This window comes from Nesterenkonia populi (genome assembly GCF_007994735.1).
Classification (GTDB): Bacteria; Actinomycetota; Actinomycetes; order Actinomycetales; family Micrococcaceae; genus Nesterenkonia; species Nesterenkonia populi.
The window spans coordinates 867,223-891,306 of sequence record NZ_VOIL01000001.1 but is presented as its reverse complement, the minus strand read 5'-3'; the positions used below and the strand labels follow the sequence as shown (position 1 = coordinate 891,306).

General features: G+C 69.4%; 20 protein-coding genes. 9 read left to right on the top strand and 11 right to left on the bottom strand.

The annotated features are described in order from the left end of the window. Positions 1–25: 25 nt before the first annotated feature. The 5 genes from FWJ47_RS04220 to panD all read left to right on the top strand — a co-directional run bounded on the left by FWJ47_RS04220 (position 26) and on the right by panD (position 6,010). Complete coding sequence (locus FWJ47_RS04220; protein ID WP_147104550.1) at positions 26–2,638, top strand: HAD-IC family P-type ATPase; 2,613 nt, start codon at positions 26–28, stop codon at positions 2,636–2,638. Positions 2,639–2,837: 199 nt separating this feature from the next. Then, the gene (locus tag FWJ47_RS04215) at positions 2,838–3,821 is read left to right on the top strand and encodes a PhnD/SsuA/transferrin family substrate-binding protein (RefSeq protein ID WP_147104547.1); all 984 of its coding nucleotides are present in this window, start codon (positions 2,838–2,840) and stop codon (positions 3,819–3,821) included. Then, entirely contained in the window at positions 3,821–4,645 is an 825-nt protein-coding gene (phnC, locus tag FWJ47_RS04210; protein WP_147104544.1) for a phosphonate ABC transporter ATP-binding protein, read from the top strand. Before FWJ47_RS04215 ends, phnC begins: the two co-directional genes overlap by 1 nt. Next, positions 4,642–5,493, top strand: coding sequence for a phosphonate ABC transporter, permease protein PhnE (phnE, locus tag FWJ47_RS04205; RefSeq protein WP_147104541.1), 852 nt, complete (start codon positions 4,642–4,644; stop codon positions 5,491–5,493). The genes phnC and phnE overlap by 4 nt, the downstream gene beginning before the upstream one ends. A 109-nt stretch (positions 5,494–5,602) precedes the next feature. Beyond that, complete coding sequence (panD, locus tag FWJ47_RS04200) at positions 5,603–6,010, top strand: aspartate 1-decarboxylase (RefSeq protein WP_147104538.1); 408 nt, start codon at positions 5,603–5,605, stop codon at positions 6,008–6,010. Here panD and FWJ47_RS04195 read toward each other — a convergent pair. Genes FWJ47_RS04195 through FWJ47_RS04155 form a run of 9 tightly spaced genes read right to left on the bottom strand, consistent with a single transcriptional unit; the run spans position 6,007 to position 16,129 of the window. Then, complete coding sequence (locus FWJ47_RS04195; RefSeq protein ID WP_147104535.1) at positions 6,007–7,965, bottom strand: amidase; 1,959 nt, start codon at positions 7,963–7,965, stop codon at positions 6,007–6,009. The genes panD and FWJ47_RS04195 overlap by 4 nt on opposite strands. A 50-nt stretch (positions 7,966–8,015) precedes the next feature. After that, a complete protein-coding gene (locus tag FWJ47_RS04190; protein ID WP_147104532.1) occupies positions 8,016–9,182 on the bottom strand; it encodes an ABC transporter substrate-binding protein in 1,167 nt (388 codons plus the stop codon). A gap of 40 nt (positions 9,183–9,222) precedes the next feature. After that, a complete protein-coding gene (locus FWJ47_RS04185) occupies positions 9,223–10,008 on the bottom strand; it encodes an ABC transporter permease (RefSeq protein ID WP_147104529.1) in 786 nt (261 codons plus the stop codon). Then, positions 10,008–10,808, bottom strand: a complete 801-nt coding sequence (locus FWJ47_RS04180) for an ABC transporter ATP-binding protein (protein ID WP_147104526.1) — start codon at positions 10,806–10,808, stop codon at positions 10,008–10,010. The genes FWJ47_RS04185 and FWJ47_RS04180 overlap by 1 nt, the downstream gene beginning before the upstream one ends. Continuing rightward, a complete protein-coding gene (locus FWJ47_RS04175; RefSeq protein ID WP_147104523.1) occupies positions 10,805–11,716 on the bottom strand; it encodes an ABC transporter permease in 912 nt (303 codons plus the stop codon). The genes FWJ47_RS04180 and FWJ47_RS04175 overlap by 4 nt, the downstream gene beginning before the upstream one ends. Then, a complete protein-coding gene (gene fgd, locus FWJ47_RS04170; RefSeq protein ID WP_147104520.1) occupies positions 11,713–12,777 on the bottom strand; it encodes a glucose-6-phosphate dehydrogenase (coenzyme-F420) in 1,065 nt (354 codons plus the stop codon). Before fgd ends, FWJ47_RS04175 begins: the two co-directional genes overlap by 4 nt. Before the next feature lie 6 nt (positions 12,778–12,783). Then, positions 12,784–13,812: a TIGR03842 family LLM class F420-dependent oxidoreductase gene (locus FWJ47_RS04165; protein ID WP_147104517.1), complete on the bottom strand. Its 1,029-nt coding sequence runs from the start codon at positions 13,810–13,812 to the stop codon at positions 12,784–12,786. Between the two features lie 38 nt (positions 13,813–13,850). Then, positions 13,851–15,266, bottom strand: coding sequence for a dihydropyrimidinase (gene hydA, locus FWJ47_RS04160; protein WP_147104514.1), 1,416 nt, complete (start codon positions 15,264–15,266; stop codon positions 13,851–13,853). A gap of 14 nt (positions 15,267–15,280) precedes the next feature. After that, positions 15,281–16,129, bottom strand: a complete 849-nt coding sequence (locus FWJ47_RS04155) for a nitrilase-related carbon-nitrogen hydrolase (protein ID WP_147104511.1) — start codon at positions 16,127–16,129, stop codon at positions 15,281–15,283. Positions 16,130–16,348: 219 nt separating this feature from the next. Here FWJ47_RS04155 and cofC point away from each other — a divergent pair, with 219 nt between their 5' ends. From cofC to cofD, 4 genes are read left to right on the top strand one after another with little or no spacing between them, the layout of a single operon-like run. Next, entirely contained in the window at positions 16,349–17,029 is a 681-nt protein-coding gene (gene cofC / locus FWJ47_RS04150; RefSeq protein WP_170228474.1) for a 2-phospho-L-lactate guanylyltransferase, read from the top strand. After that, complete coding sequence (gene cofG / locus FWJ47_RS04145) at positions 17,026–19,386, top strand: 7,8-didemethyl-8-hydroxy-5-deazariboflavin synthase CofG (protein ID WP_147104505.1); 2,361 nt, start codon at positions 17,026–17,028, stop codon at positions 19,384–19,386. Before cofC ends, cofG begins: the two co-directional genes overlap by 4 nt. Continuing rightward, a complete protein-coding gene (locus FWJ47_RS04140) occupies positions 19,383–20,864 on the top strand; it encodes a flavin-containing monooxygenase (RefSeq protein ID WP_211358963.1) in 1,482 nt (493 codons plus the stop codon). Before cofG ends, FWJ47_RS04140 begins: the two co-directional genes overlap by 4 nt. Then, positions 20,861–21,883: a 2-phospho-L-lactate transferase gene (gene cofD / locus FWJ47_RS04135; protein WP_147104502.1), complete on the top strand. Its 1,023-nt coding sequence runs from the start codon at positions 20,861–20,863 to the stop codon at positions 21,881–21,883. The genes FWJ47_RS04140 and cofD overlap by 4 nt, the downstream gene beginning before the upstream one ends. Here the strand turns inward: cofD and FWJ47_RS04130 are convergent. Together FWJ47_RS04130 and FWJ47_RS04125 are read right to left on the bottom strand one after the other, a co-directional pair. Continuing rightward, on the bottom strand, positions 21,844–22,680 hold the full coding sequence (locus FWJ47_RS04130; protein ID WP_147104499.1) for a coenzyme F420-0:L-glutamate ligase: 837 nt from the start codon (positions 22,678–22,680) through the stop codon (positions 21,844–21,846). The two genes, cofD and FWJ47_RS04130, sit on opposite strands and share 40 nt — an antisense overlap. Continuing rightward, positions 22,681–24,084, bottom strand: coding sequence for an aspartate aminotransferase family protein (locus FWJ47_RS04125; protein ID WP_147104496.1), 1,404 nt, complete (start codon positions 24,082–24,084; stop codon positions 22,681–22,683).

Here is a 24,084-nt window from a genome sequence, read left to right as displayed (position 1 = left end):
GCAGAACGGGCTATAGACTCGACGAGTGACGGAACAGGACTCGGCGCCTCCTCAGCCTGGCCGCGCACCCTCACCCAGCCCGCCCCAGCGGGAGCTCACTCCTGAGGAGCAGCGCTCAGCGGCGGACCCTCAGCTGCTGGAGCGCCATGGGCTGAACTCCGTGCAGGTCGGCGAGCGCCAGCGTCTGGGACTGGCGAACGTGCAGCCGCACACCACCTCACGCTCCATCCGGGAGATCCTGCGGACCCATCTGCTCACCCTGTTCAACGGGATCATCTTCGCCTGCGCGCTCATCATCGTGCTGCTGGGCCGGTGGCTTGACCTGCTGTTCGCGATCGCGGCGGTGGGCAACGTCATCATCGGCTTGGCCCAGGAGTATGGGGCCAAGCGGAAGCTCGACGCCATCGCCCTGCTGCACCAGGACCATATCCGGGTGCTGCGGGACGGGATGGTGATGCTGATCCACCGGGAGCAGATTGTGCTCGACGACATCGTCGAGCTGCGGCGGGGCGACCAGGTCCCCGCCGACGGGGTGGTGGTCTCCGCCTCGGACATGGACTTGGACGAGTCGATGCTCACCGGAGAGGCCCGGCCGGTGCCCAAGCACAGGGGGGACCCGATGCTCTCCGGGACCGCGGTGCTCGCCGGGACGGGCCGGTTCGTGGTGACAGCGGTGGGCGCCAAGGCCCATGCGGTGCAGCTGACCGCCGAGGCGAAGAAGTACCTGAAGATCAACTCGGAGATCCGACGGGCCCTGGAGCGGATCGCGTTCTGGCTGTCCATGGCGCTGATCCCGATCACCGTGGTGGTGTTCAACGGCCAGATGCAGGCCCACGGCGGCTGGTCAGAGGCCTGGGAGTCCGGGGAGTGGCAGGACGGGCTGGTCACCGCGGTCTCCTCGGTGACTGCGATGATCCCGGCGGGGCTGGCGCTGATGACCACCATCAGCTTCGCCCTGGCGGCGGTGAAGCTCGCGCAGAACCAGGTGCTCATCCAGGAGCAGCCGGCGGTGGAGATCCTCGCAAGGGTCGATGTCGTCTGTCTGGACAAGACCGGCACTCTCACCGACGGCACCATCGTCTTCCACGGGGCCGCGCAGGTGGACGCCGGCGGACGGACCGGCGCCTGGGAGCGCCCGGAGGATCTGGCGGTCCGGCCCGAGCAGCCCTGGCAGCAGGTGCTGGCGCACTTCGGGGCTGACGAGCAGGCCAACCCCACCGCGGCGGCGCTGAACGTTCCCTTCCACGACCTGCCGCGGCACCAGCCGGCCTGGCAGGTTCAGTTCTCCTCGATGCGGCGGTTCTCCGCAGTCACCTTCGAGGAGTCCGCCGGACCGCTGGCCGGGCACTGGATTCTGGGAGCGCCGGAGATCCTCAACGAGGCGGCGGTGGCTGAGGGGGTCGACATCGCCTCCCTGCTGCAGCAGGCCGACGCGATCTCCGCCCAGGGACTGCGGACGGTGGTGCTGACCCACGCCCCGGTGACCGCCCCGCTGGACTCCGAGGACACTCTCCCGCTGCGCCGCGGCGAGCAGCTGCCGGGCCCCCTGCGGCCGGTGGCGCTGCTGACCTTCAGGGAGAGCGTCCGGCGGGATGCCGCCACCACCCTGGACTACTTCCGGGAGCAGGAGGTGGGGCTGCGGATCATCTCCGGGGACAACCCGCACACGGTGGCCGCGGTGGCGCGGGAAGTTGGGCTGGGGGTCCAGGGCGACGGGGTGGACGCCGGGCAGCTGGGCACCGACCCGGAGACGCTTCGGGCGGCGCTGGCCCAGCACACCGTGTTCGGCCGAGTCAGCCCTGAGCAGAAGGCATCGATGGTGGAGGCGCTGCAGGCCAACGGGCACGTGGTGGCGATGACCGGGGACGGGATCAACGACGCCCTGGCGGTGAAGCGCGCGGACCTGGGGATCGCTATGGGCTCGGGGGCGCCGGCCACCAAGGCGGTGTCACGTCTGGTGCTCCTGGACGGCAAGTTCGCCCGGCTGCCGGGGGTCCTCGCCGAAGGGCGGAAGGTGATCGCCAACGCGGAGCGGCTGGCGCACCTGTTCCTGACGAAGACGGCGTTCGGCGTCGCACTGGGACTGCTTTTCGCCATCATGTTCTGGCCGTTCCCGTTCCTGCCGCGCCAGTTCTCCACGGTGGACTTCATCATTGTGGGGGCTCCGGCGTTCTTCCTTGCGATGATGCCGAACCCGCAGCGGTACCGCCCCGGGTTCCTCCGACGATCCGCCCTGTTCGCGCTGCCGCCCTCAGCCGCGATTGTGGCGGCGGTGGTGACCGTCTCGTTCTTCGGCCGGCTCTTCGAGGCGGCCCCCGCTCAGATCCAGACCGCCAGCTTCATCACCCTGGCGCTGGTGGGGCTGTGGGTGCTCAACGCGGTGCTGCGACCCCTGAACCTGGCCAGGGCCGCCGTCGTCGTAAGCCTGTATGCGCTGCTGGCGGCGGTGCTGCTGGTGCCGATCAGCCAGCGGTATCACCTCTTCGCGATGCCGGAGGCGGAGCTGCTGGCGGTCGCTTTCGTCACCAGCGTGCTGGGCTGCGGAGCCGTGGAGCTGGGCCACCGGGCCTACATCGCTGTCGTGGACCGTCCGGCTCTGCGCATAGGTGGTGAGGAAGCGCAGGAAAGACCTCTCTGAGCGCGCAGCTCTGAACGGACCGCACCGCCATGTCCCATGTCCTGAATGGGACTTCCTCCTTCGCCCGGAACTCGCCTCTGTTCCGGCCGACGCTGATTGTTCACCCTGAGTTCACCCCAGGTCAGCCCTTCCGTCACCTGCTGCCGCCACGCTGATGTGCGGACGGCGACTCCGCCGTGGAATCACGAACGCGCACCTGATGACGGAGAAGACGATGACCCTCAGCACCCCCATGTCCTGGACCAAGGCCCTGTCCCTCACCGCAGTCGGGGCTCTCGCCCTCGCTGCCTGCGGAGACAACGATGAGGCCGCGGCCGCCGGCGGCGACGCCGTCGCGGGCGTCACGGAGGTCGAGGGCGCGGAGTCCTGCGCCGAGCACGAGCCGCTCACGTTCTCCGACACCGGCGTGGACGGCCTGGAGACCCTGGTTCTGGAGTTCGAGGACTTCCGTCTCGCCCTGGAGGAGGCCACTGGCCTGGAGGTTGACTTCCAGCCGATGACTTCCCGCACCGCCGCCTCCATGGCGCTGGAGAGCGACGACCTCGACATCCTCCTCACCGGCCCTGCCGAGTACGTGGTGCTGCAGGCGGAGGCTGAGGCCGTTCCGCTGGTGGGGGTGACCCGTGAGGACTATAGAGCAGCGATCTTCAAGCGCTCCGATGACGATTCCCTGCAGTCGGTTGAGGACCTGGAGGGCGGCACTGTCCTGACCAAGGAGGTCGGCTCCACTTCTGGGCATCTGGGTCCTCTGGAGATGCTGGACTCCGCCGGCCTGGTCCCTGAGGCGGGCGACGTGGAGGTTCTCCCGCTGGACGGCACCGAGCAGGAGGCCTTCGCCGGCGGCGACGGCGACGCGATCGGCACCGGCATCTCCGACTTTGAGAGCCTGCAGGAGCTCATGGGTGAGGACTCTGTGGAGATCCTCGAAGAGGGCCCGGACCTGCCCAATGACCTGTTCATCGCCCGTGCGGGCCTGGGCGAGGAGTGCGCCCAGTACATCGAGGATGCCCTCTACGAGAACCAGGACGTCATGCTGGAGGCCATCGTCGCCACCGGTGAGAACGACAAGTACATCGGTTCGGAGTTCGTCGACGCCGAGGACTCCGACTACGACGACACTCGCCGCGCCTTCGAGGCAGCCGGGTTCGACAACTACGGCGACCTCCCCGACGAGGACGAGTGATGGCTGAGACCGTCATCGACGTCGCCGGGCTCGTCAAGGAGTTTCCCAACGGCACCCGGGCTCTCGACGGGGTCGACCTGAGAATCGGCTCCGGGGAGACCGTGGTGCTGCTGGGCGCCAACGGCTCGGGGAAGTCCACCCTGCAGAAGTGCCTGACCAAGTTGGTCCCCCCCACCGAGGGCAGCGTGAACGTGCTGGGCACCGAGGTCAGCACCGCCCCCAAGAAGGAGGTCCAGCAGCTGCGCACCGAGGTCGGGGTGGTGTTCCAGAAGATCAATCTGGTCCGTGAGCTGTCCGTGCTCACCAACGTCATCCACGGGTCTCTGGGCCGGGTGCGGTCCTCCCGCAACTGGTTCTCGACAACCGCTCGTTCCGAGCAGCGGGATGAGGCCATGGAAGCCCTGGAACGCGTGGGCCTGAGCCATGTGGCTGGCCGCCGTGCTGAGCAGCTCTCCGGCGGCCAGCAGCAGCGGGTCGCCATCGCCCGGACGCTCATGCAGCGGCCTCGGATGATCCTCGCCGATGAGCCCGTGGCCGCCCTGGACCCGCGGGCCGGGCGCCAGGTCATGGACCTGCTGTGGCAGGTCGCCGAGGAGGAGCGGCTCACCCTGCTGTGCACCCTGCACCAGCTGGAGCTCGCCCGCGAGTACGGCCACCGCGTCGTCGCGCTGCGCGAGGGGCGCGTGGACATGGACACCTACATGTCCCGGATTGCCGACGAGCAGCTCGAGGGCCTCTACACCCACGAGGACGAGGACCACGGGCCCGCCCTCCCTCCGCGCGCCGCCGCCCCTGAACGTGTGCTGGAAGGGGCAGCCCGATGACCGACACCCTCACCAAGCCCTCAACGACCCCCTCCTCCGGAGGCCACGCTGAGCCGCCGGCGCGGGTGAAGGCTCCCCGGTGGACCTCCGTGGCCATCGTGGTGCTGCTCCTGGCTCTGGCCGGCCACGGGCTCTACCGGATGGACATCAGCTGGTCCCGCGCCATGCAGGGCCCAGAGAACATTTGGGACTTCATGACCAGCTCGGTGCCGCCGAACATCAGTCGCTGGGACAGCCTCGGCGCGCTCATGCTGGAGACCCTGGAGATCGCGCTCATCGGCACGGTCATCGGTGTGGGGCTCTCCCTGCCGGCGGCCCTGCTCGCCGCACAGAACACCACCCCGTTCCTGCCGGTCGCATGGGTCATGCGGTTCATCCTCACCGCGTTCCGGTCGGTGCCGGACCTGGTGTGGGCGCTCATCTTCGTAATGGCCGTGGGACTGGGGCCCTTGGCGGGCATCCTGGCGATCACCGTGGACGTGCTCGGCTTTGCCGGCCGGTTCTTCGCCGAACGTATCGAGGAGGTGGAGCGTGGACCTCTGGACGCTATCCGCTCCACCGGAGCCGGTGTGCTCGCGGTGGTGAGCGGCGCGGTGCTGCCGGCGTCGTTCGCCTCCTTCACCGCGACCAGCCTGTACTGCCTGGAGAAGTCAATCCGTGGGGCCACGATCCTCGGGATGGTGGGCGCCGGCGGCATCGGCATGGAGCTGACGCCGGCCTTCAATCTGCGTCAGTACGACACCGCCCTGATGATCGTCATCCTCATCCTGGTGGTGGTGCTGGCCGCCGAGCAGCTGAGCACCATGGTCCGGCGCCGCATGCTCGGAGCTGACCAGCTGATGCGCTGATGCCGGAGCGGCGCCGCCTCCAGCACTGACCTTGTTCCTCAGATCGTCAGGGTCTCGCTGCCGGAGGACTGTTCCCCACATCGCGGAATCGCAGTAGACTCGCTGCGCCATGCTGAGAACTGTGATGAGCGGAAAGATCCACCGGGCCACCGTCACCCAGGCCGACCTGCACTACGTGGGGTCAGTGACCGTTGATGCTGACCTGCTTGAGGCCGCCGACATCGTGGACGGTGAGCGGGTCCAGATCGTGGACATCACCAACGGCGCCCGTCTGGACACCTACACGATTGCCGGCGAGCGCGGCTCCGGGGTGATCGGCATCAACGGGGCCGCCGCACACCTGGTCCGCCCCGGCGACCTCGTCATCCTGATCTCGTATGTGATGGTCGACGACGCAGAGCTCGCCGAGCACACTCCGAACGTGGTGCATGTGGACGGGGAGAACCGGATCGTGAAGCTCGGCACGGACCCCGCCCAGCCGGTGCCCGGCTCAACGGACCAGATCCCGAGCCGCTAGACCGGAAGCGCCTCAGCGCTCGAGGCGGCCCCCGCGGCGGTCTTCACCACCACGGCGACCTCCGGTCTGATCCGCTTCCGTGCCCGGGAGACCCTCCCCCGGAAGACCCCCGGCTCATCCGGCACCGGCGGCAGAATGTGCCCGTCGGCCCATGCCTGAGCCGGCTCCTCCGCGGTCCCGGCACCGCTGAGCCTCACCGTGACCTCCCAGAAGGCGCCCTGCGGTGCGATGCTCACCTTGTAGCCCACCGAGACGCCGTGCGCCTGGGTCGCGGCGGTCACCTGATTGCTGGGGAGGCTGGGGGTGAGGAAGGCCTTCTGCCGGCGGCGGGTCGCCTTCTCGTAGGCGAGCGCCTGAGTGAGCAGGGAGTCGTCGCTGTAGGCCGGCCCGGCGAAGGTCAGCCCCACGGGCATCTGGATGTCTGCCATGAACCCCATGGGCACGGTGACGGTGGGGATGCCGAGGTGACGGATGACCCGGTTGCCGTTGGAGTAGACCACCCCGTTCTGGGAGGCGTGGTCCATGCTCTCAGGACGGGTGAAGAGATCATCGCGGCCGACATCGCCAGCGGCGGGGAACACCACGCCGTCGAGCCCTTCGCGGCGCATCCAGTCCTCGAAGTCCTGCTTGCGGGCCTCCTCGAGTCCGCGCAGCAGGTGGCTGATGCCGGGGACCTCGTCATAGCTCTCCGGCAGGCCGGCCTTGACGAGCTCGGCGAGCCGGGGCCAGTCGAAGCCGCCGCGGGCGCGGGTGACCCACACGTGGACGGGCGCATCCTCTTCAGGGAAGACGCTGTCTCCGTCGACGTCTGCCCAGGTGCTCAGGGAGGGGTCCCCGTTCTGCTTCAGGAACTGGTCCAGTGCCATGGCGGTGATGGTGCCGCCCTCGATGTCCCGCCAGCTGGCCGGCACCAGGCCACGGGCGGGCAGGCCCTCGGATCCGGGACGGTCCTCCTCGTAGTTGGAGACCACGGGGAAGTCTGTCTCGATGACTTCGGCGCCCAGGCTGCGCAGGTCGGCGGCGGCCTGCTCCCAGAGCGCTTTGACCGTAGGACGGACGGCCGGGGGCACGAGCAGACCCTCGTCCTCGCCGATGTACATCTTCGGCACCCCGAGGCGCAGCCCGTCGAGGCGCTCGGGCCTCTGCCGCAGCACCGGCTCGGGGAAGACCTGCCCCGGGGAGGGCAGCTCGACGGCGCTCTGCTGCCGCCAGAAGTCTCCGGCGGTCTCCTGGTCCTCCACGGCGAGCACATCCACCAGGTGCAGCAGGTCCTCGACGGTGCGGGTGTGGGGGACGACGACGTCGCAGGTGGGTCTCAGCGGCCAGTTGCCTCGAATGGAGATCACGCCCCGGGAGGGGGTGTAGGCGACGATGCTGCTGTTAGAGGCCGGCGACCGTCCGGAGGAGACCGTCTCCTCGGCCATCCCGAAGGCGCAGAGGCTGGTGGCCACCGCTGCTGCGGAGCCGCTGGATGAGCCGGAGCCGTAGGCGGCGGTGAGGTACTGGGGGTTGTAGGGGCTGCGGGGATAGTCGTAGGCCCCGGGCTGGACTCCCCCGGCGGCCATCGGAGGCATGTTGGTCTTGCCGATGAGCACCGCCCCGGCCTCCCTCAGCAGGGCGACGGTGGCGGCGTCGTCCTGGGCGATGAGGCCCTTCAGCGCACGGCTTCCGGAGGCGACGGTGAGGCCGACGGCCATGTAGCTGTCCTTCACCGTGAAGGGCACGCCTTCCAGCGGGCCGGCCGTCCCCGCCCGGCGCCGGGCGTCGGAGGCCTCCGCCTCGGCGAGGGCCCCCGGGCTGAGGACGGGGACAGCGTTGAGGCAGAGCCCGGTGCGGTCGAACCAGGCGATGCGGTTGAGATAGGCGCAGACCAGGTCCACGCTGGTGAGCTCCCCGGACTCCAGGCAGCGGAGCATCTCGGCGATGCTCATCTCCACGACATCATGATTCTGCACGCGGGCTCTGCCTCTCAGCGTCGGTGTTCTTCAGGGAGTTCGGAGGCTGCTCAGCCTTCGAACTCAACTTCCTCGTCGAAGGAGAGGTCCAGCGGCTCCCAGTTCTCGCCGGTGAGGTCCAGGTCCTCGTCCTCCAGATCGGCCAGCGCCTGCTCGATGTACTCATTGGTCCATGCGGAGTCGTCGGGCTCCTCCGTGATGGGCTGGGCGCCCTCCTCGTTGGTGGCGCTCATGGCGGCCTCGACGGTCTCGTCCCAGGCGGCCTCGTCGATGACGCCGAAGCCGTCCTCGGCGGGCCAGATGAGACGGTTGGTCTCGTGGACCATCCACAGCTCGTGGGGCTGGTCCCAGCCGGAGCCGGCCTCGATGGTGATGTCGGCGGCCTCCTCCGGGTTCTCGGCGGCCCAGGCCCAGCCGCGGATCACCGCGCGCAGGAAGGCGACGGTGTCCTCGGCATACTCCTCGTCGGACTCGAGCCGCTCGGTGTCGGCCCAGATGGCGTCCTGAAGCATGGCGCCGCCCGTCTCCTCGTACTCGATGACGGTGAAGTCGTCCTCGGTGTAGAGCTCACCGGTCTCCGGGTCCTCGGCCTGCAGGAGCATGGCGTACTCGTTGTATGTCATGGCCTGGGCTGCGTCGATGTCGCCTTCGAGGAAGGCGTTCATGTCGAAGGACTGGGTGATGATGTCCACGGTGGTGGAGTCGAGGTCGTACTCGGCCATCGCCGCGAAGATCTCCCACTCGTTGCCGAAGCCCCAGGAGCCGATGCGCTGCCCCTCGAAGTCCTCCACCCCGTCGATGTCGGAGTCGGCCCAGGCGACCTGAACGGTGCCGGAGTCCTGGAAGGTCTGGGCCACGTTGGTCAGCTCCGCACCGGTGGCCTCCAGCGTCTCGAGGACCTTCGGCACCCAGGCGATGGCATAGTCGACGTCGCCGCCTGCCAGGGCGTCCTGCGGGACGATGTCGCCGCCGGACTCGATGATGTTGACCTCCAGGCCCTCCTCTTCGAAGAAGCCCTGCTCGACGGCGGCGAAGTAGCCGGCGAACTGCCCCTGGGGCAGCCACTGCAGCTGCAGATCGATCTGGGTGAGATCGTCGTCGCCCCCGGCGTCGCCGTCGCCGTTGTCCCCGCCGCACGCGGTGAGCATCAGGGCGGTGCCGGCGATGAGCCCGGTGGCCTTGGCGGTGCGGGTGAACCGCGGTTGTGTGTTCCTCATTCTCTTCCTTCTTCCTTGTGATGGGTGCAAGTGGGACGTCTCAGCTGATGGCGGTCCGCCCGCGGTTGGCGAGCTTCTCCAGGGCCAGAGCGGCCAGGTAGAACAGCAGCCCCAGCACGATCGAGGCCAGCACGTAGGCCCAGGCCCGCGGGTACTGGCTGGAGGCCGCCGCGGCAGAGATGATTCCGCCGAGGCCGCCGCGGGGTCCTCCGAAGTACTCCGCCACCAGGGCGGAGATGACCGCCAGGGAGGAGGCCAGCCTGACCCCGGTGAACACGTAGGGCAGGGCGGTGGGCAGCGTGATGGTGCGGAAGGTCTGCAGCCCGGTGGCTGCGTAGGTGCGCATCAGGTCCCGGTGCTCCGGGTTGGTCTGCCGCAGCCCGCGCAGGGCGGAGACGAACACCGGCACGAAGCTCGCCAGCCCGGCGATGGCCTGCCGGGGGAACTGAGTGGTGCCGAACATGGTGTTGAGGATGGGGGCCAGCGCGACGATCGGGATGACCGCCAGGGCTGCGACGATCGGGTTGACCATCGCGTCCACCGACTTTGAGGATGCCGCCAGTGCGGCGAAGCAGACCCCCAGCACGGATCCGATCACCAGTCCCACCAGGGAGTTCCAGCCGGTGATGCCGGCGGCGGTGAGGATCGAGTCGGAGAACTCCAGGGCCTGCTCGAGGATGGAGAGGGGCGTGGGCAGCAGGTAGGAGGAGATCCCCAGCCCGCCGACCACCAGCTGCCAGAGGATCAGCCCGACGGCGCCGACCGCCAGCGGGGCGATGATGCGCCCGAGGTTCTGCTGCCGAGGCGTGAGGGTGCTTGCGGCCATCAGCGGGTCTCCGCTCCGCGTCCGGCCGGAGCTCCCCCGTGCAGGGCCTCCCTGACCGCGGTGATCATGTCGAAGTAGCTGGTCTCCTCGCGCAGGTCCTCGCCGCGCTCGGCAGTGTCGGCCAGCTTCATGTCCACAATGTCGGCGATCCGGCCGGGCCGTGGGGACATCACCACTACCCGGTCCGAGAGAAACACCGCCTCGGGGATGGAGTGAGTGACGAAGACGACGGCGGCGCCGGTCTCCGCGCATATCCGCAGCAGCTCCGTCTGCATCCGCTCACGGGTCATCTCGTCCAGGGCGCCGAAGGGCTCGTCCATCAGCAGCAGCCTGGGCTTCTCCGCCAAGGATCGAGCGATGGCGACGCGCTGCTGCATGCCCCCGGAGAGCTGGTCGGGGTGATGGTCGCCGAACTCCTCCAGCGCCACCATGTGCAGCAGCTCCTGGACCCGTTCCTTCCGCGCGGCCTTGTCAGCCCCGTGCAGCTGCAGGGGCAGGCCGATGTTGTCGTTGACGGTCCGCCAGGGCAGCAGGCCCGCCTTCTGGAAGGCGATGCCGTAGTCCTGGTCGCGGCGGGCCTGGTCCGGGGTCTTGCCGAAGACGGTCAGCTCCCCGCCGGTGGGCTGGTCGAGGTCGGCGATCAGCCGCATCAGAGTCGATTTGCCGCAGCCGGAGGGGCCGATCAGGGAGACGAACTCCCCGGCGGCGACGTTGAGCGAAATGTCTGAGAGGGCGTGGACCTCCCCGGAGGAGGCCGGGAAGATCTTGTCGACGCCGACGGCGTGAACAGCGGTGCTCATGAGGCGGTCTCCGTTCGTCGGTACTTGCGCAGGGTCAGGCCCAGCAGGGCGATGGAGCCGGCGGCCACCAGGCCCAGGGCGATCGCCCCGAAGATGGGGCCCCACGCCTTGGCGGGGTCATTGGAGGCCTGTCCTGCGAATTGGATGAGAATGCGTCCGATGCCGCCGCGCAGCCCGGTGGAGACCTCGGCCACCACCGCGCCGATGACCGCGTTGGCGGCACCGAGGCGGAACGCCGAGAGCAGGTAGGGGACCGCGGCCGGCAGGCGCAGCCGGATCAGGGCGGTCCACCAGCCCACCGCGTAGGTCTTCATCAGCTCCTCGTGGGCGGTCTCGGGGGATTGGAAGCCCTTCAGGGCACCGACGGCAATGGGGAAGAAGGCCAGCCAGGAGGCGATCACCGCCACGGACATCCAGTCCTGCCACTCGATGATCCCGAGCTCCAGCTGGTTGCCCCAGGAGCGGACCACGGGGGCGAAGGCGATGATCGGCACCGTCTGGGACAGCACGATCCAGGGCAGCAGGCCCCATTCGGCGACCCGCCAGCGCAGCATGATGAGCGCCAGGCCGACGCCGACGATCACCCCGACCAGCCAGCCGGAGGCGGCGATCCCGAGGCTGAGCAGGGCGGCGGAGGCCACAGTGAGCCACAGCGGGTCCGCGGTGGTGGCCTGGGTCTCGCCCTGGAACATGCGGGCGACCATCTCCCAGATATGCGGCATCGCCAGGTCTGAGGTCCGCGGGAGGACCCGGGTCTCCCCGATCAGCACGCCGTCGTCGGGTCCGAGGAACTTGTAGACCTCCCAGAGCGCCAGCAGCGCGAGGATGCCCAGCGCGCCCCAGACCCAGGGCCCCAGGCGGGTTCCGGCGCCCTTCTTCAGGCTGACCTGTGTGGGGGCTGCGGTCATCGTCCACCCCCTGCGGCGGAGGCGGCCGGCAGCGTCGTCGGCATGCGGCGCAGCCGCGGAGCGAGGTCTGCCTCGAAGGCCCGCAGGAACCGGCGCTGGTCCTGTCCCGGGGCATGGAAGACCAGGTGGGTGAACCCCGCGTCGACGTACTCGCCGATCCGGGCCGCCACCTCGTCCGGGTCCGAACCGACGATCCATCTCGAGGCGATCTGCTCGATCGGCAGGGCGTCTGCGGCGGCCTCCATCTGCACCGGGTCGGTGATGGAGTGCTTCTGCTCGGGGCTCAGCGACAGCGGCGCCCAGAACCGGGTGTTCTCCAGCGCCTGCTTCGGGTCCGGGTCGTAGGAGAGCTTGATCTCGATCATCCGGTCGATCTGGTCCATCCGGCGGCCGTTGATCTCAGCGCCCTCCGCGACGGCAGGCATGAGCTTCTCCGTGTAGAGATCCATCCCCTTGCCGGAGGTGCAGATGAAGCCGTCGCCCACCCGTCCGGCGTACTTGGCCACAGTGGGGCCGCCGGCGGCGATGTACACCGGCACCGGGTCCTCCGGACGGTCGTAGATGGAGGCGTCGCGGGTGATGTAGTAGTCGCCCTCGAAGCTGACCCGCTGCTCAGCCCAGAGCTGCCGGATCAGCCGAACAGCCTCCCGCAGCCGGGCGAACCGCTCCTTGAACGCCGGCCATTCGCTGCTGCCGTGCGCGCCGTTCCATCCGGTGGCGGTCTCGTTCAGCGCCTCCCCGGACCCCACGCCGAGGATCACCCGCCCGGGGTGGAGCACCCCGAGGGTCGCGAACGCCTGGGCGATGACGGCGGGGTTGTACCGGTAGTGGGGGGTCATCACCGAGGTCCCCAGCCGGATGGTGGAGGTGCGCTCCCCAGCGGCGGTCAGCCAGGCCAGCGAGAAGGGGGCGTGGCCGCCTGTGTGCCGCCAGGGCTGGAAATGGTCGGAGATGAAGGCCGAGTCGAAGCCGTGCTGCTCGGCGGCGACGGCGAGCTCCACGAGCTCGCGGGCGCCGAACTGCTCCGCGGAGGCTTTGTATCCCAGGGTCAGGCTGCTCATAGATCCTCAGGACTTGGCGAGGACCTGCTCGTCATACTCGGGGATGATCTTCTCCCCGTAGACGCGCAGGGTCTCTTCTTTGTTGTCATGGGCGAGGTAGCCGGCGAACTGGGTCATGCCGACGCCTTCGAGCTGCTTGAGCTTCTCCCGGTGCTCCTCAGCGGTCCCGATGAGGCAGAACCGTTCGACGATCTCGTCGGGAACGAAGTCCACGTGGTCGTTGCCGGCCCGGCCGTGCTGGTTGTAGTCGTAGCCCTGGCGGTCCGCGATGTAGTCGGTGAGCGCCTTGGGGACCTCGGAGTCGGTGCCGTAGCGGGAGACGATGTCTGCCACGTGGTTGCCGACCATGCCGCCGAACCAGCGCGACTGCTCAATGGCGTGGGCGCGGGACTCCTCCGAGCCGTCGGTGATGTAGAAGGGCGCTGCCACGCAGAAGCTCAGACTGTCGGGGTCGCGGCCGGCCTCCTCTGCTGCGGTGCGGACGGCTTGGATCATCCATTCGGCGATCTCGACGTCGGCGCACTGCAGGATGTAGCCGTCGCCGACCTCACCGGCGATGGCCAGGGCCTTGGGCCCGTAGGCGGCCACCCACACGTCGGTGCGGGACCCCTTGGACCAGGGGAGCTGGATGGTGGCCTCGTTGACCTCGGCGGCCTCAGAGCTGGCCAGACCTCTGATGACCTCGATCGAGCGGCGGAAGTCCCGCAGCTTCACGGGCTTGCCGTTCATCACACGGACGGCGGAGTCGCCGCGGCCGATGCCGCAGACGGTCCGGTTGCCGAAGTGGGCGTTGAGGGTGGCGTGCAGGGAGGCGGTGACCGTCCAGTCTCGGGTGGCCGGGTTGGTGACCATCGGCCCCACCTTGATGGTGGTGGTCTGGTCGAGGATCAGCGAGTAGATAACGTACGGCTCCTGCCACAGGATGTGGGAGTCGTATGTCCAGAAGTGGTCGAAGCCGTGCTCCTCGGAGAGCCGCGCCAGCGCGAGCGTGCGTGCCGCGGGCGGGTTCGTCTGTGCGACGACGCCGAATTCCATAGTGATGTGCCTTTCCGTTCTGAAGATCGGGTGCTGGCTCAGATGAGGTACTGGGAGAGCCCGCGCTTGACGAACTGGCCATGCCCCTTGGCGCCCTTGTAGGCACCGTCCTCCACGAGCACCCTGCCGCGGGAGATGGTGACGTCGACGTGCCCGTCGATCTCGAAGCCCTCCCAGGCGGAGTAGTCCATATTCATGTGGTGGGTCTTGTTCAGCCCGATGCTGGTGTGGCCGGCGGGGTCGTAGACGACGATGTCGGCGTCGGCCCCCGGCTGGATGACGCCCTTCTTGCCGTACATGCCGAACATGCGGGCCGGCGTCGTGCTGATCAGCTCCACCCAGCGCGGCAGGGAGATGCGTCCGTCGACGACGCCTTGGTAGAGCAGGTCCACACGGTGCTCCACGGAGCCGATGCCGTTGGGGATGGAGCGGAAGTCGTCCTTGCCGAGCTCCTTCTGGTCCTTCATGCAGAAGGGGCAGTGGTCGGTGGAGACCATCTGCAGGTCGTTGGTCCTCAGCCCCTGCCACATCGCTTCGAGGTGGCCTTCCTGCTCGCTGCGCAGCGGGGTGGAGCACACCCATTTGGCGCCTTCGAAGTCGCCCCACTGATCGGAGGAGGCGCCGAGCTGCTTCTCCAGGGAGAGGTAGAGGTACTGGGGGCAGGTCTCGCCGAAGACGTTCTTCGCCTTGTCTCGGGCCCAGGCGACCTGCTCCACGGCCTGCTTGGCGGACATGTGGACGATGTACAGGGGCGCGTCGGTGAGGTCGGCGAGCATGATGGCCCGGTGCGTGGCCTCCTCCTCCATCTGCCAGGCGCGTGCGATGCCGTGGTAGTAGGGGGCGGTCTTGCCCTGGGAGGCGAGCTGCTCGGCGAGGACGTCGATGGCGGGGCCGTTCTCAGCGTGCATCATGGTCATCAGGCCGAGGTCGCGGGCCTTCTGCATGGCCCGGAGGATCTGGGCGTCATCGGCGTAGAAGACCCCGGGGTAGGCCATGAACATCTTGTAGGAGGTCACCCCCTCGTCGACAAGCTTCTCCATGGCCTTCAGAGAGCTGTCGTCGACTCCGCCGATGACCTGATGGAAGCTGTAGTCGACGGCGCATTCGCCGTCGGCGAGGCCGTGCCAGGTCTCCAGGCCGTCCTCGACGCGTTGGCCCTGCTTCTGGATGGCGAAGTCGATGATGGTGGTGGTGCCGCCCCAGGCCGCCGCCCGGGTGCCGGTCTCGAAGGTGTCCGAGGCGTTGGTGCCGCCGAAGGGCATCTGCATATGGGTGTGGGCGTCGATGCCGCCGGGAATGACGTACTTGCCGGCGGCATCGATGATCTTGTCGGCGCCGGCCTCGTAGGTGCCGGGAGTGAAGAGGGCGGAGATCTTCTCATCCTCGATGAGAACGTCGGCCTGCCCGGTTCCGGTGGCGTTGACGACGGTGCCGTTGGTGATCAGGGTCTTCATCGGACTGCTCCTTATCAGGGGGCGGTGATGGCGCTGTAGGTGTCGGGGCGGCGGTCGCGGTAGAACTGCCAGCTGTCGCGGACCTCGCGGATCTGCTCCTTGTCGATGTCGCGGATCAGCAGCTCCTCGTGCTCGGAGGAGCCGGTCTCCCCGACGAAGTTTCCGCGCGGATCTGCCACGTAGCTGGTGCCGTAGAAGCTCACGGCCTTCTCCCCATACTCGTTGTCCTCTTTTCCGACTCGGTTGGGGACCACCACGAAGTACCCGTTGGCGGCCGCGGCAGTGGGCTGCTCGAGCTCCCAGAGCCGGTTGGAGAGGCCGGGCTTGGAGGCGTTGGGGTTGAACACGATCTCGGCCCCTCCGAGCCCGAGCATCCGCCAGCCTTCGGGGAAGTGCCTGTCGTAGCAGATGGAGACCCCGATCCGGCCGACGGCGGTGTCGAAGACGGGCCAGCCGAGGTTGCCGGGGCGGAAGTAGAACTTCTCGTAGAAGGAGTCCACATGCGGGATGTGGTTCTTCCGATATTTGCCGAGGATGGCGCCGTCGGCATCGACGACGACGGCTGTGTTGTAGTACACCCCGGCCATCTCCTCCTCGTAGATGGGCAGGACCATCACCATGGAGTGCTCCTGGGCCAGCGCGGCGAAGCGCTGCACGATGGGCCCGTCGGCGGGCTCGGCGAAGCTGTAGTACTTCCTCTCCTCGGTGATGCCGAAGTAGGGCCCGTAGAAGAGCTCCTGGAAGCAGATCGCCTGGACGCCCTCGGCGGCGGCGCGGCGCACGAAGTCCTCATGCTTGGCCAGCATGGTCTCCTTGTCGCCGGTCCAGGCGGTCTGGCTGAGCGCGACGCGGACCATCGTCATAGCAGTGTCCCCTCTTTGTTAATATCACGTTAAATAAATTTCACATGTTCTGGTTCATCTCCGGAATTGCGTCGATCCTTCCAGAGCATTCACTGCCCCTCCGGATACATAGTGTCAAGGCAGGATGATAGCGTTTTTCCACTGTGTAAACCTCGCGTGCTCAATGGAAAACATAGTCTTCTTCGGTACCCCGAGCAGCACCTGAGAGGGAGGAAGAGCGTGCGCATCAGCGGCACACCGGACCGTGACGGATTCAGCCTGACAGTGCCGGTCCGCTGTCCCTCCACCGGCAAGAGCCGGCTGGCGGCAGAGCTGAACGGCCCCCTGGCCGCCAGGCAGCAGCTTGCCGAGGCTCTGGCCCGGGACACGCTGGAGGCCGCCGCCCGCTGCCCCGCAGTGACACGTCTGCTGCTCGTCACTGACGATCCCGGCTGGACAGCAGGACTGCCCGGCGAGGTCCTCGTCCAGAGCAGACCCGGTCTCACAGCCGCAGTCCAGGAAGGCATCGCCGCACTGGGGGACGCGCCGCGCACCGCTGTGATGCTCGGCGACCTCCCCGCCCTGCGCCCCGAGGACCTGGGCGCCGCCCTGCGGCTCGCAGCACGGGTGCCCCTCGGATACGTCCCCGACCGCGCAGGCACCGGAACAGTGCTGATCACCGCCGCGGCCCCCGCCCGGCACCGCCCGCAGTTCGGCCCGAGCTCAGCCCGCCTCCACGATGAGGTCGGCTGCACCGATCTGGGCATTCCGGCGACCTCGGCGCTGCGCTGCGATGCGGACACCCTCGCTGACCTTCGGGCCGCCGCAGGCATCGGTCTGGGACCGGCCACGGCCGTCGCGGCTCACGAGCTGGGACTCATCGCAGCCCGCGCCCCATCACCGGCAGGAGCGCCCGCATGAGCCGAGTCGCGGTAGATCTTCAGCCTCCTCGGCCGGAGGCGGCCGACCCGCTCCCCCAGGAGCCGGTGCTCTCCGCGTTGGCCCACGCGGAGAGCAGCGGGGAGCCCACGCCTGCCCACGCCGAGGCTCTGCTGGCCGCCCGCGGCCCCCAGCTGGAGCGGCTGCTGAACCTTGCCGGACGCCTGCGCGATGAGGGCGCCGCCGCGCGCGGGGACAGCACCGGCCGGCGGATCACCTATTCGAAGAAGGTGTTCATCCCGCTGACCACCCTGTGCCGGGACCGGTGCCGCTACTGCACGTTCGTGGACACCCCCGGCGGCCTCAGGAAGCAGGGGAAGCAGCCGTTCCTCTCCCGCGAGGAGGTGCTGCGGATCGCACGGGAAGGGGCCGAGGCCGGCTGCAAGGAGGCCCTCTTCACCCTGGGCGACCGGCCCGAGGACCGCTGGGAGGCGGCCGGCGAGTGGCTGGCTGAGCACGGATGCGCCTCCACGCTCGACTACGTCCGGGAGACGGCGGAGCTGGTCCGGGAGGAGACGGGACTGCTGCCGCACCTGAACCCAGGGGTGATGACCTGGACCGAGATGCAGCGGCTGCGGCCCGCCGCACCCTCGATGGGGATGATGCTGGAGACGACATCCTCGGCCCTCTGGTCCCAGCCGGGCGGGGCGCACTACGGCTCCCCGGACAAGGACCCGCAGGTGCGGCTGCGCGTGCTCGACGACGCCGGACGCTCCAGGATCCCCTTCACCACGGGGATCCTGCTCGGCATCGGGGAGACCCTGGCGGACCGGGCCGACTCCCTCTTCGCCATCCGGGACGCCCACCGGAAGTGGGGCCACATCCAGGAGACGATCGTCCAGAACTTCCGCGCCAAGCCCCGCACTGCGATGCAGAACGAGCCGGACCTCGCCACCTCCGAGTATGTGGCCTCAGTGGCGGTGGCCCGCTGGGTCATGGGCCCGGAGGCCCACATCCAGGCGCCGCCGAATCTCACCGACCCGCAGGAGCTGCGGCTGCTGCTGCGGGCCGGAGTCGACGACTGGGGCGGGGTCAGTCCCGTGACCCCCGACCATGTGAACCCCGAGCGGCCCTGGCCGCAGATCGAGGACCTGGCCCGGATGACCGCCGAGGCCGGCTACGAGCTGGACGAGCGGCTCACCGCCCACCCGCGCTGGACCGCTGAGCCGGACTACTGGCTGGATCACCGGCTCCGCAGCCCAGTCCGGCGGCTGCTTGAGACCGGTGCGGCGGGACCTGCTGCGCAGCGCCTCGCCCCCGCCCTGCACACTGATGCCGACCGCACCCTGCTCCGGCAGGCCGAAGAGGACGGTGACCGGCTGGCCGAGCAGGACTGGGCGCGGCTGCTGCAGGCCAGCGGGGAGGCCCTTGAGCGGCTCGCCTCGCTGGCTGATGCCGTCCGCGCCGAACGGGTGGGCGATCAGCTGACCTGCGCGGTGAACCGCAACGTCAGCGCCGCCCTCTACGACCCCCATCAGCTCCGCGGGGGGCTCAGCGATGACGATCTGCGGGGGATCGCCGCGGAGGCTGCCGCGGGGGGCGCCACCGAGATCTGTGTGCAGGGGCCGGTGGACGCCTCCCTGCCCGGCCAGGCATATCTGGACCTCGTGGACGCTCTGCGCGCCGGAGCGGACCTTCACCTGCACGCCTACCGGCCGGCGGAGATCCTGGACGCCGCCGGCCGGCTGAGCATCTCCCCCACCGAGTTCCAGCAGCGGCTGAAGGCCCACGGAGTCGGATCGGTGCCGGGGACAGCTGCCCGCATCCTCGACGACGAACTGCGGCACGTGCTCAGCGCAGGCACGGATATGCCGGCCGTGCAGTGGCTGGAGCTGATCGGCAGTGCGCACCGGGCCGGGCTGCGCTCCACCGCGACCATGGTCTACGGTCACCTGGAGACCCCGCTGCAGACGGTGCAGCACATCATCGCCCTGCGGCGGCTGCAGCAGCAGACGGGCGGTTTCACGGAGTTCATCGCGATGCCCCTTCTGCCCCAGGACTCCCCAGCTCCGGTGCCATGGGTGCGAAGGATGGCCGACGACCGGCAGACCCGGGCAGTGCACGCCGTCGCGCGACTGATGCTCGCCGGTCAGATCGACCACATCCAGGCGGCCTGGCCCAAGTTCGGGCTGGGCGCGGCTGAGGCGGTGCTGGCCGGCGGCGCGGATGACCTCGGCGGAGTTCTCCTCGAAGGGCTGCGCCCGGAGGCTGACCCGGAGGCCGGCCGCAGCCTGAGCCTGGCGGATGTGCGCAGGAGCGCGGAGGCGCTGGGCCGGACTCCGGTGCAGCGCAGCACCGTCTACGAGCCGCTGGGCACCCTGGCGGGAGCCGCCGCGTGACAGCGCTGGAGGGAACTCACGTCCGGGTGCTGGTGGTCGGCGCGGGGTTCGCAGGCATCGGTGCGGGGATCCGGCTGGCCCGCAGCGGGGAGCGCTCCTTCCTGGTGCTTGAGCGGGCTGGGACGGTCGGCGGCACCTGGAGGGACAACACCTACCCGGGGGCTGCCTGCGACATCCCGTCCCACCTGTACTCCTTCTCCTTCGCTCCGAAGCCGGACTGGCGACGCCGCTTCGCTCCCGCGGAGGAGATTCACCAATACCTGCAGGAGTGTGCGGAGGAGGTCTCCGGCCATATCCGCTGCGGGGTCCGGATGCTGTCCGCAGCGTGGGATGACGACGAACGCTGCTGGCGGGTGCTCACCTCGGCAGGAACGGTGACCGCCTCTGTCCTCGTGCTCGCCCCCGGGCGATTCACTCGGCCGGCCCTGCCCGAGCTGCCGGGGCTGGTGACGTTCCCGGGGCCCGTCTGTCACACCGCACGCTGGGATCCCAGCATCGCTCCGGAGGGCACGCGGGTCGGCGTGGTCGGCTCGGGCGCCTCCGCGGTGCAGGTCGCTCCCGCCCTCGCTGAGCAGGGTGCTGAGGTGACGGTGTTCCAGCGCAGCGCCCCCTGGATCATCCCGAAGGGGGACGCCGCCTACGACCGCGCCGAGCGGCAGGCGTTCGCCGGGAACAGCGAGGCCCGGGCGGCGCATCGGGCGGAGATCTTCCAGGATCTGGATGCCGGCTTCGAGGCTCGTGTGCTGGGCACCGAGGCGCATGAGGCGCTGCGTCGCCGCGCGCAGGAGCACCTGCACCGCAGCATCCCTCCGGGCCCGGTCCGTGACGCCCTGGCCCCGGCATCCGAAGTGGGGTGCAAGCGGGTGCTGCTCTCAGACGACTTCTACCCGGCGGCGGCCTCCGGCGCGGTGTCGGTGGAGGCCTCCGCACCAGTCACTGTGAGGGGACAGAGCGTCCGGGCTGCCTCGGGCCGCACCTATGAGCTGGACGCGCTGGTGTTCGCCACCGGATTCGATGCCTCCCGGCCGGCGATCGCCTCCGCAGTATTCGGGCGGGGCGGGACCAGCCTCGCTGAGCATTGGGCCGGCGGAATGACCTCCTACGCCTCGACCGCGGTCTCCGGGTTCCCGAACTGCATGCTCCTGGGAGGTCCGAACGCGGCGCTGGGGCACAACTCCGCGGTGGCGATGCTGGAGGCCCAGTTCGAGCAGCTGCTCAGCACCCTGGCTGCTGTCCCGCGGGGCGGCGTATGGGAGGCGCGCCCGGAGGCCGAGCGAGCCTATACGGCGATGATCGATGAGCGGGCTGCGGCGACGGCCTGGGTCAGCCCGGGGTGCACCAGCTGGTACCGCGACCGCGGCACCGGGCGGGTGACTCTGCTCTGGCCCGGGACCGCCGAGGAGTACCGACGCCGGTACGCCGCTTTCCGTCCCGAGCACTACATGCTGAGCAGCACGCCTGCGGAGACGCCCGCATGAGGGCGGCGGTGATCGCCGGAGGAGTGGGCGGCGCCAAGTTCGTGAAGGGACTGCGCGCAGCCCTGGGCCCGGAGGACAGGATCAGCGTCATCGTGAACACCGGGGACGACATGTGGCTCACGGGCCTGCGGGTCTGCCCGGATCTGGACTCGATGATGTACGCGCTGGCGGGGATGAACGACGCTGAGCGCGGCTGGGGCCGCGAGGGTGAGAGCGAACGGGTCAGCGCGGAGCTGGCCGAGTACGGGGTGGGATGGCCCTGGTTCACCCTCGGCGACCTGGATCTGGGAACCCACGTCGCCCGCACCGCGATGCTGCAGGAAGGCATGCCCCTCTCCGCGGTGACGGACCGGCTGTGCGCACGCTGGAGCGAGGCGTTCCAAGCCCCGCGGACTCGGCTTCTTCCGGCCACGGACCAGGAGGTGGAGACCTGGGTGACTGCCGAGGAGGACGGTCAGGTCACGGAGATGCATTTTGAGGAGTGGTGGGTGCGCACCCGTGCCTCAGCCCGGGCCCAGCGGTTCGTGCAGCGGGGCGTCGAGCAGGCCCGAGCGGGCCCGGGGGTGAAGGAGGCGCTGGCTGAAGCGGATGTGATCCTGCTGGCGCCGTCCAACCCGGTGGTGTCCATCGGCACCGTGCTGGGGCTTCCCGGCGTCGGCGAGCGCCCGGGTCTGCCGGGTATCCCTGGGATCGGGGAGGCGCTGCGCGAAGCGGCCGTCCCGGTGGTCGGGGTCTCACCGATCATCGGGACGGCGCCGGTGCAGGGGATGGCCCGGCAGTGCCTGGAGGTGCTCGGCTATGACTGCTCGGCCGCCGCTGCGGCCCAGGCCTACGGCGCCCGCGCTGGGGGCGGCCTGCTGGACGGTTGGCTGCTCGCGGAGGAGGACGCCGCCGCCCTCCCTGCCCTGGAGGGAGCAGGAATCCGAGCCCGGGCCGCCCCGCTCTGGATGCGGGATGAGACCACCAGCCGACGGCTCGCTCAGGACGCTTTGGAGCTTGCGGCCGCGATCTCTTCGTAGGCTTGGCGGCGGCCTTCGGCGATGGCTTCGTCGGTGCCGAGGCGGAACATGTCCCCCGGGCCGGTGCGCACCAGGCTCCGAGCGCCGGGCCCCTCCAGGGCCACGAGGTGGCCGAGACCTCGGACCACCGCCACCGGCAGGCCTGCCGCCTTGCCTTTGACCAGGTCCGCCATCGCGCAGATCTCATCCCCTGCGGCGATCGCCGTGGCGGTCAGCTCTTTGCCGGCGGAGTCGGTGCCGCCGCGGTGGTCGTGGATGACCCGCACCCCGGAGGCACCGATCGCGGCGTCGGTCTGGCCCATCCGCCACGCCCTGCCCAGCGTGTCTGAGATCAGCACGCCTGCCTGCACATCCAGCTCCTCGGAGAGGGACTGTCGCAGCCTGTCCGCGGAGGCATCCGGGTCCTCCGGCAGCAGCAGGACGGTGCCGTCCTCCGTGTTGCTGGCGTCGACTCCGGCTGCCGCAGCGACGATGCCGAGCCGGTTCTCCACGATCCGGGTTCGGCCCGGACCGTCGGCGCGAGCACGGGAGGCCACCTCCCGGACGGTCTCGGCGCTGATCGCCTCCTCACGATCCTCGGCGGCGACGATCCGGCCCTCCGCCTTGGAGACGATCTTGGAGGTCACCACCAGGATGTCCCCGTCGGCGAGCGCCCCGGCCTCACCCTGCGCAGCAAGAGCGCCGAGGATCAGAGCGGCGAGGTCATCGCCGGGCCGGACCGCCGGGATTCCGGGCAGCGCCCATGCCGTGATGGCGCCGTGCGCCTGGTGATCAGTCGGCGCCTGGCCCTCCGCCATTCAGGCCGCGTGCTCGTCGGCGAGGGCGAGAACCTCGTCGAGGACGTCAAGGCCGAAGGTGATCTCCTCCTCGGCGATGTTCAGCGGCGGACAGACGTGGATCCGGTTCATGTTCACGAACGGCAGCACGCCCCGCTCCTTGCAGGCCGCGACAATCCGTCCCATGACCTCGTGGGTCTGTCCGTAGGGTGCCAGCGGCTCCCGGGTGGCGCGGTCCTGGACCAGCTCGACGGCCCAGAACGCGCCGGTGCCGCGGACATCGCCGACGGACGGGTGGTTCTCCCTGATCTGCTGCAGCTTGGGCCCGATGACGTGCTCGCCCAGCCGGGCGGCGTTCTCCACCATCTCCTCCTCGGCCATGGCGCGGATGGTGGCGACTGCGGCTGCTGCGGCCAGCGGGTGGCCGGAGTAGGTGAGCCCGCCCGGATAGGCCTGCTCGGCGAAGCTCGAATAGATCGCATCATCCATAGCGACCCCGCCCATGGGCACGTACCCGGAGTTCACGCCCTTGGCGAAGGTGACGATGTCAGGCTCCACCTCATAGTGCTGGTGGGCGAACCACTTCCCGGAGCGGCCGAAGCCGGCCATCACCTCGTCGAGGATCATCACAATGCCGTGCTCGTCGCAGAGCTGCCGCACGCCCTCCAGGTATCCGGCCGGGGGCAGGTAGATGCCGGCTGTGCCGGGGATGGCCTCCAGGATGATGGCGGCGGCCGAGCTCGGACGCTCCAGCTCCAGGACCTGCTTCAGGTGCGCCAGCGCCGCCTGCGCCTCGTCCTGCTCCGTCCAGGCGTCCTTCTGACCCTCAGGGGCGAAGTAGGAGCGGTAGGTGTAGGCGGGCAGGAAGTGGACGACCCCGGCGTCCTCCTCATTCGGAATCCGGCGGGGGTCACCGGTCAGGTTCACCGCCAGCTGGGAGCCGCCGTGGTAGCTGCGGTACGCGGAGAGGACCTTCCGCCGGCCGGTGTGGTGCCGGGCCATCCGGACGGCGTGCTCGTTGGCGTCAGCACCGCCGGCGGTGAAGAAGACGTGGCTGATGTCCGCAGGGAGCCGTTCGACGATCAGCCGGGCCGCCTCGGAGCGGGCGTCGTTGGCGTGCTGGGGCGCGACGGTGCAGAGCTTCTCCGCCTGATCTCTGACGGCCTGCACAATGCGCGGATGCCTGTGGCCGGCATTGGTGTAGATCAGCTGGCTCGTGAGGTCCAGCAGGGGGCTGCCCTCACCGTCCCAGATCCAGGAGCCTTCGGCGTCGAGGACGGTCATCGGGGCCAGGGTCTCCTGAGCGGACCAGGAGTGGAAGACGTGCTCGCGGTCCAGGGCGTAGGCGGTGCGGCCCGCCTCGATCTCCTCCTGGCTGAACTCGCGGTGCGGGGCGAGGCTGCCCACGGCGGTCGGCGTCGTCAT

What these genes read in the sequence shown, in the direction of transcription:
- FWJ47_RS04215 (WP_147104547.1), top strand. Translation starts at nt 2,838, where the DNA reads ATGACGGAGAAGACGATGACCCTCAGCACCCCCATGTCCTGGACCAAG.
- FWJ47_RS04165 (WP_147104517.1), bottom strand. Translation starts at nt 13,812, where the DNA reads ATGGAATTCGGCGTCGTCGCACAGACGAACCCGCCCGCGGCACGCACG.
- cofD (WP_147104502.1), top strand. Translation starts at nt 20,861, where the DNA reads ATGAGGGCGGCGGTGATCGCCGGAGGAGTGGGCGGCGCCAAGTTCGTG.
- FWJ47_RS04185 (WP_147104529.1), bottom strand. Translation starts at nt 10,008, where the DNA reads ATGGCCGCAAGCACCCTCACGCCTCGGCAGCAGAACCTCGGGCGCATC.
- phnE (WP_147104541.1), top strand. Translation starts at nt 4,642, where the DNA reads ATGACCGACACCCTCACCAAGCCCTCAACGACCCCCTCCTCCGGAGGC.
- FWJ47_RS04125 (WP_147104496.1), bottom strand. Translation starts at nt 24,084, where the DNA reads ATGACGACGCCGACCGCCGTGGGCAGCCTCGCCCCGCACCGCGAGTTC.
- cofG (WP_147104505.1), top strand. Translation starts at nt 17,026, where the DNA reads ATGAGCCGAGTCGCGGTAGATCTTCAGCCTCCTCGGCCGGAGGCGGCC.
- FWJ47_RS04155 (WP_147104511.1), bottom strand. Translation starts at nt 16,129, where the DNA reads ATGACGATGGTCCGCGTCGCGCTCAGCCAGACCGCCTGGACCGGCGAC.
- FWJ47_RS04180 (WP_147104526.1), bottom strand. Translation starts at nt 10,808, where the DNA reads ATGAGCACCGCTGTTCACGCCGTCGGCGTCGACAAGATCTTCCCGGCC.
- FWJ47_RS04175 (WP_147104523.1), bottom strand. Translation starts at nt 11,716, where the DNA reads ATGACCGCAGCCCCCACACAGGTCAGCCTGAAGAAGGGCGCCGGAACC.
- phnC (WP_147104544.1), top strand. Translation starts at nt 3,821, where the DNA reads ATGGCTGAGACCGTCATCGACGTCGCCGGGCTCGTCAAGGAGTTTCCC.
- panD (WP_147104538.1), top strand. Translation starts at nt 5,603, where the DNA reads ATGCTGAGAACTGTGATGAGCGGAAAGATCCACCGGGCCACCGTCACC.
- hydA (WP_147104514.1), bottom strand. Translation starts at nt 15,266, where the DNA reads ATGAAGACCCTGATCACCAACGGCACCGTCGTCAACGCCACCGGAACC.
- FWJ47_RS04190 (WP_147104532.1), bottom strand. Translation starts at nt 9,182, where the DNA reads ATGAGGAACACACAACCGCGGTTCACCCGCACCGCCAAGGCCACCGGG.
- FWJ47_RS04130 (WP_147104499.1), bottom strand. Translation starts at nt 22,680, where the DNA reads ATGGCGGAGGGCCAGGCGCCGACTGATCACCAGGCGCACGGCGCCATC.
- fgd (WP_147104520.1), bottom strand. Translation starts at nt 12,777, where the DNA reads ATGAGCAGCCTGACCCTGGGATACAAAGCCTCCGCGGAGCAGTTCGGC.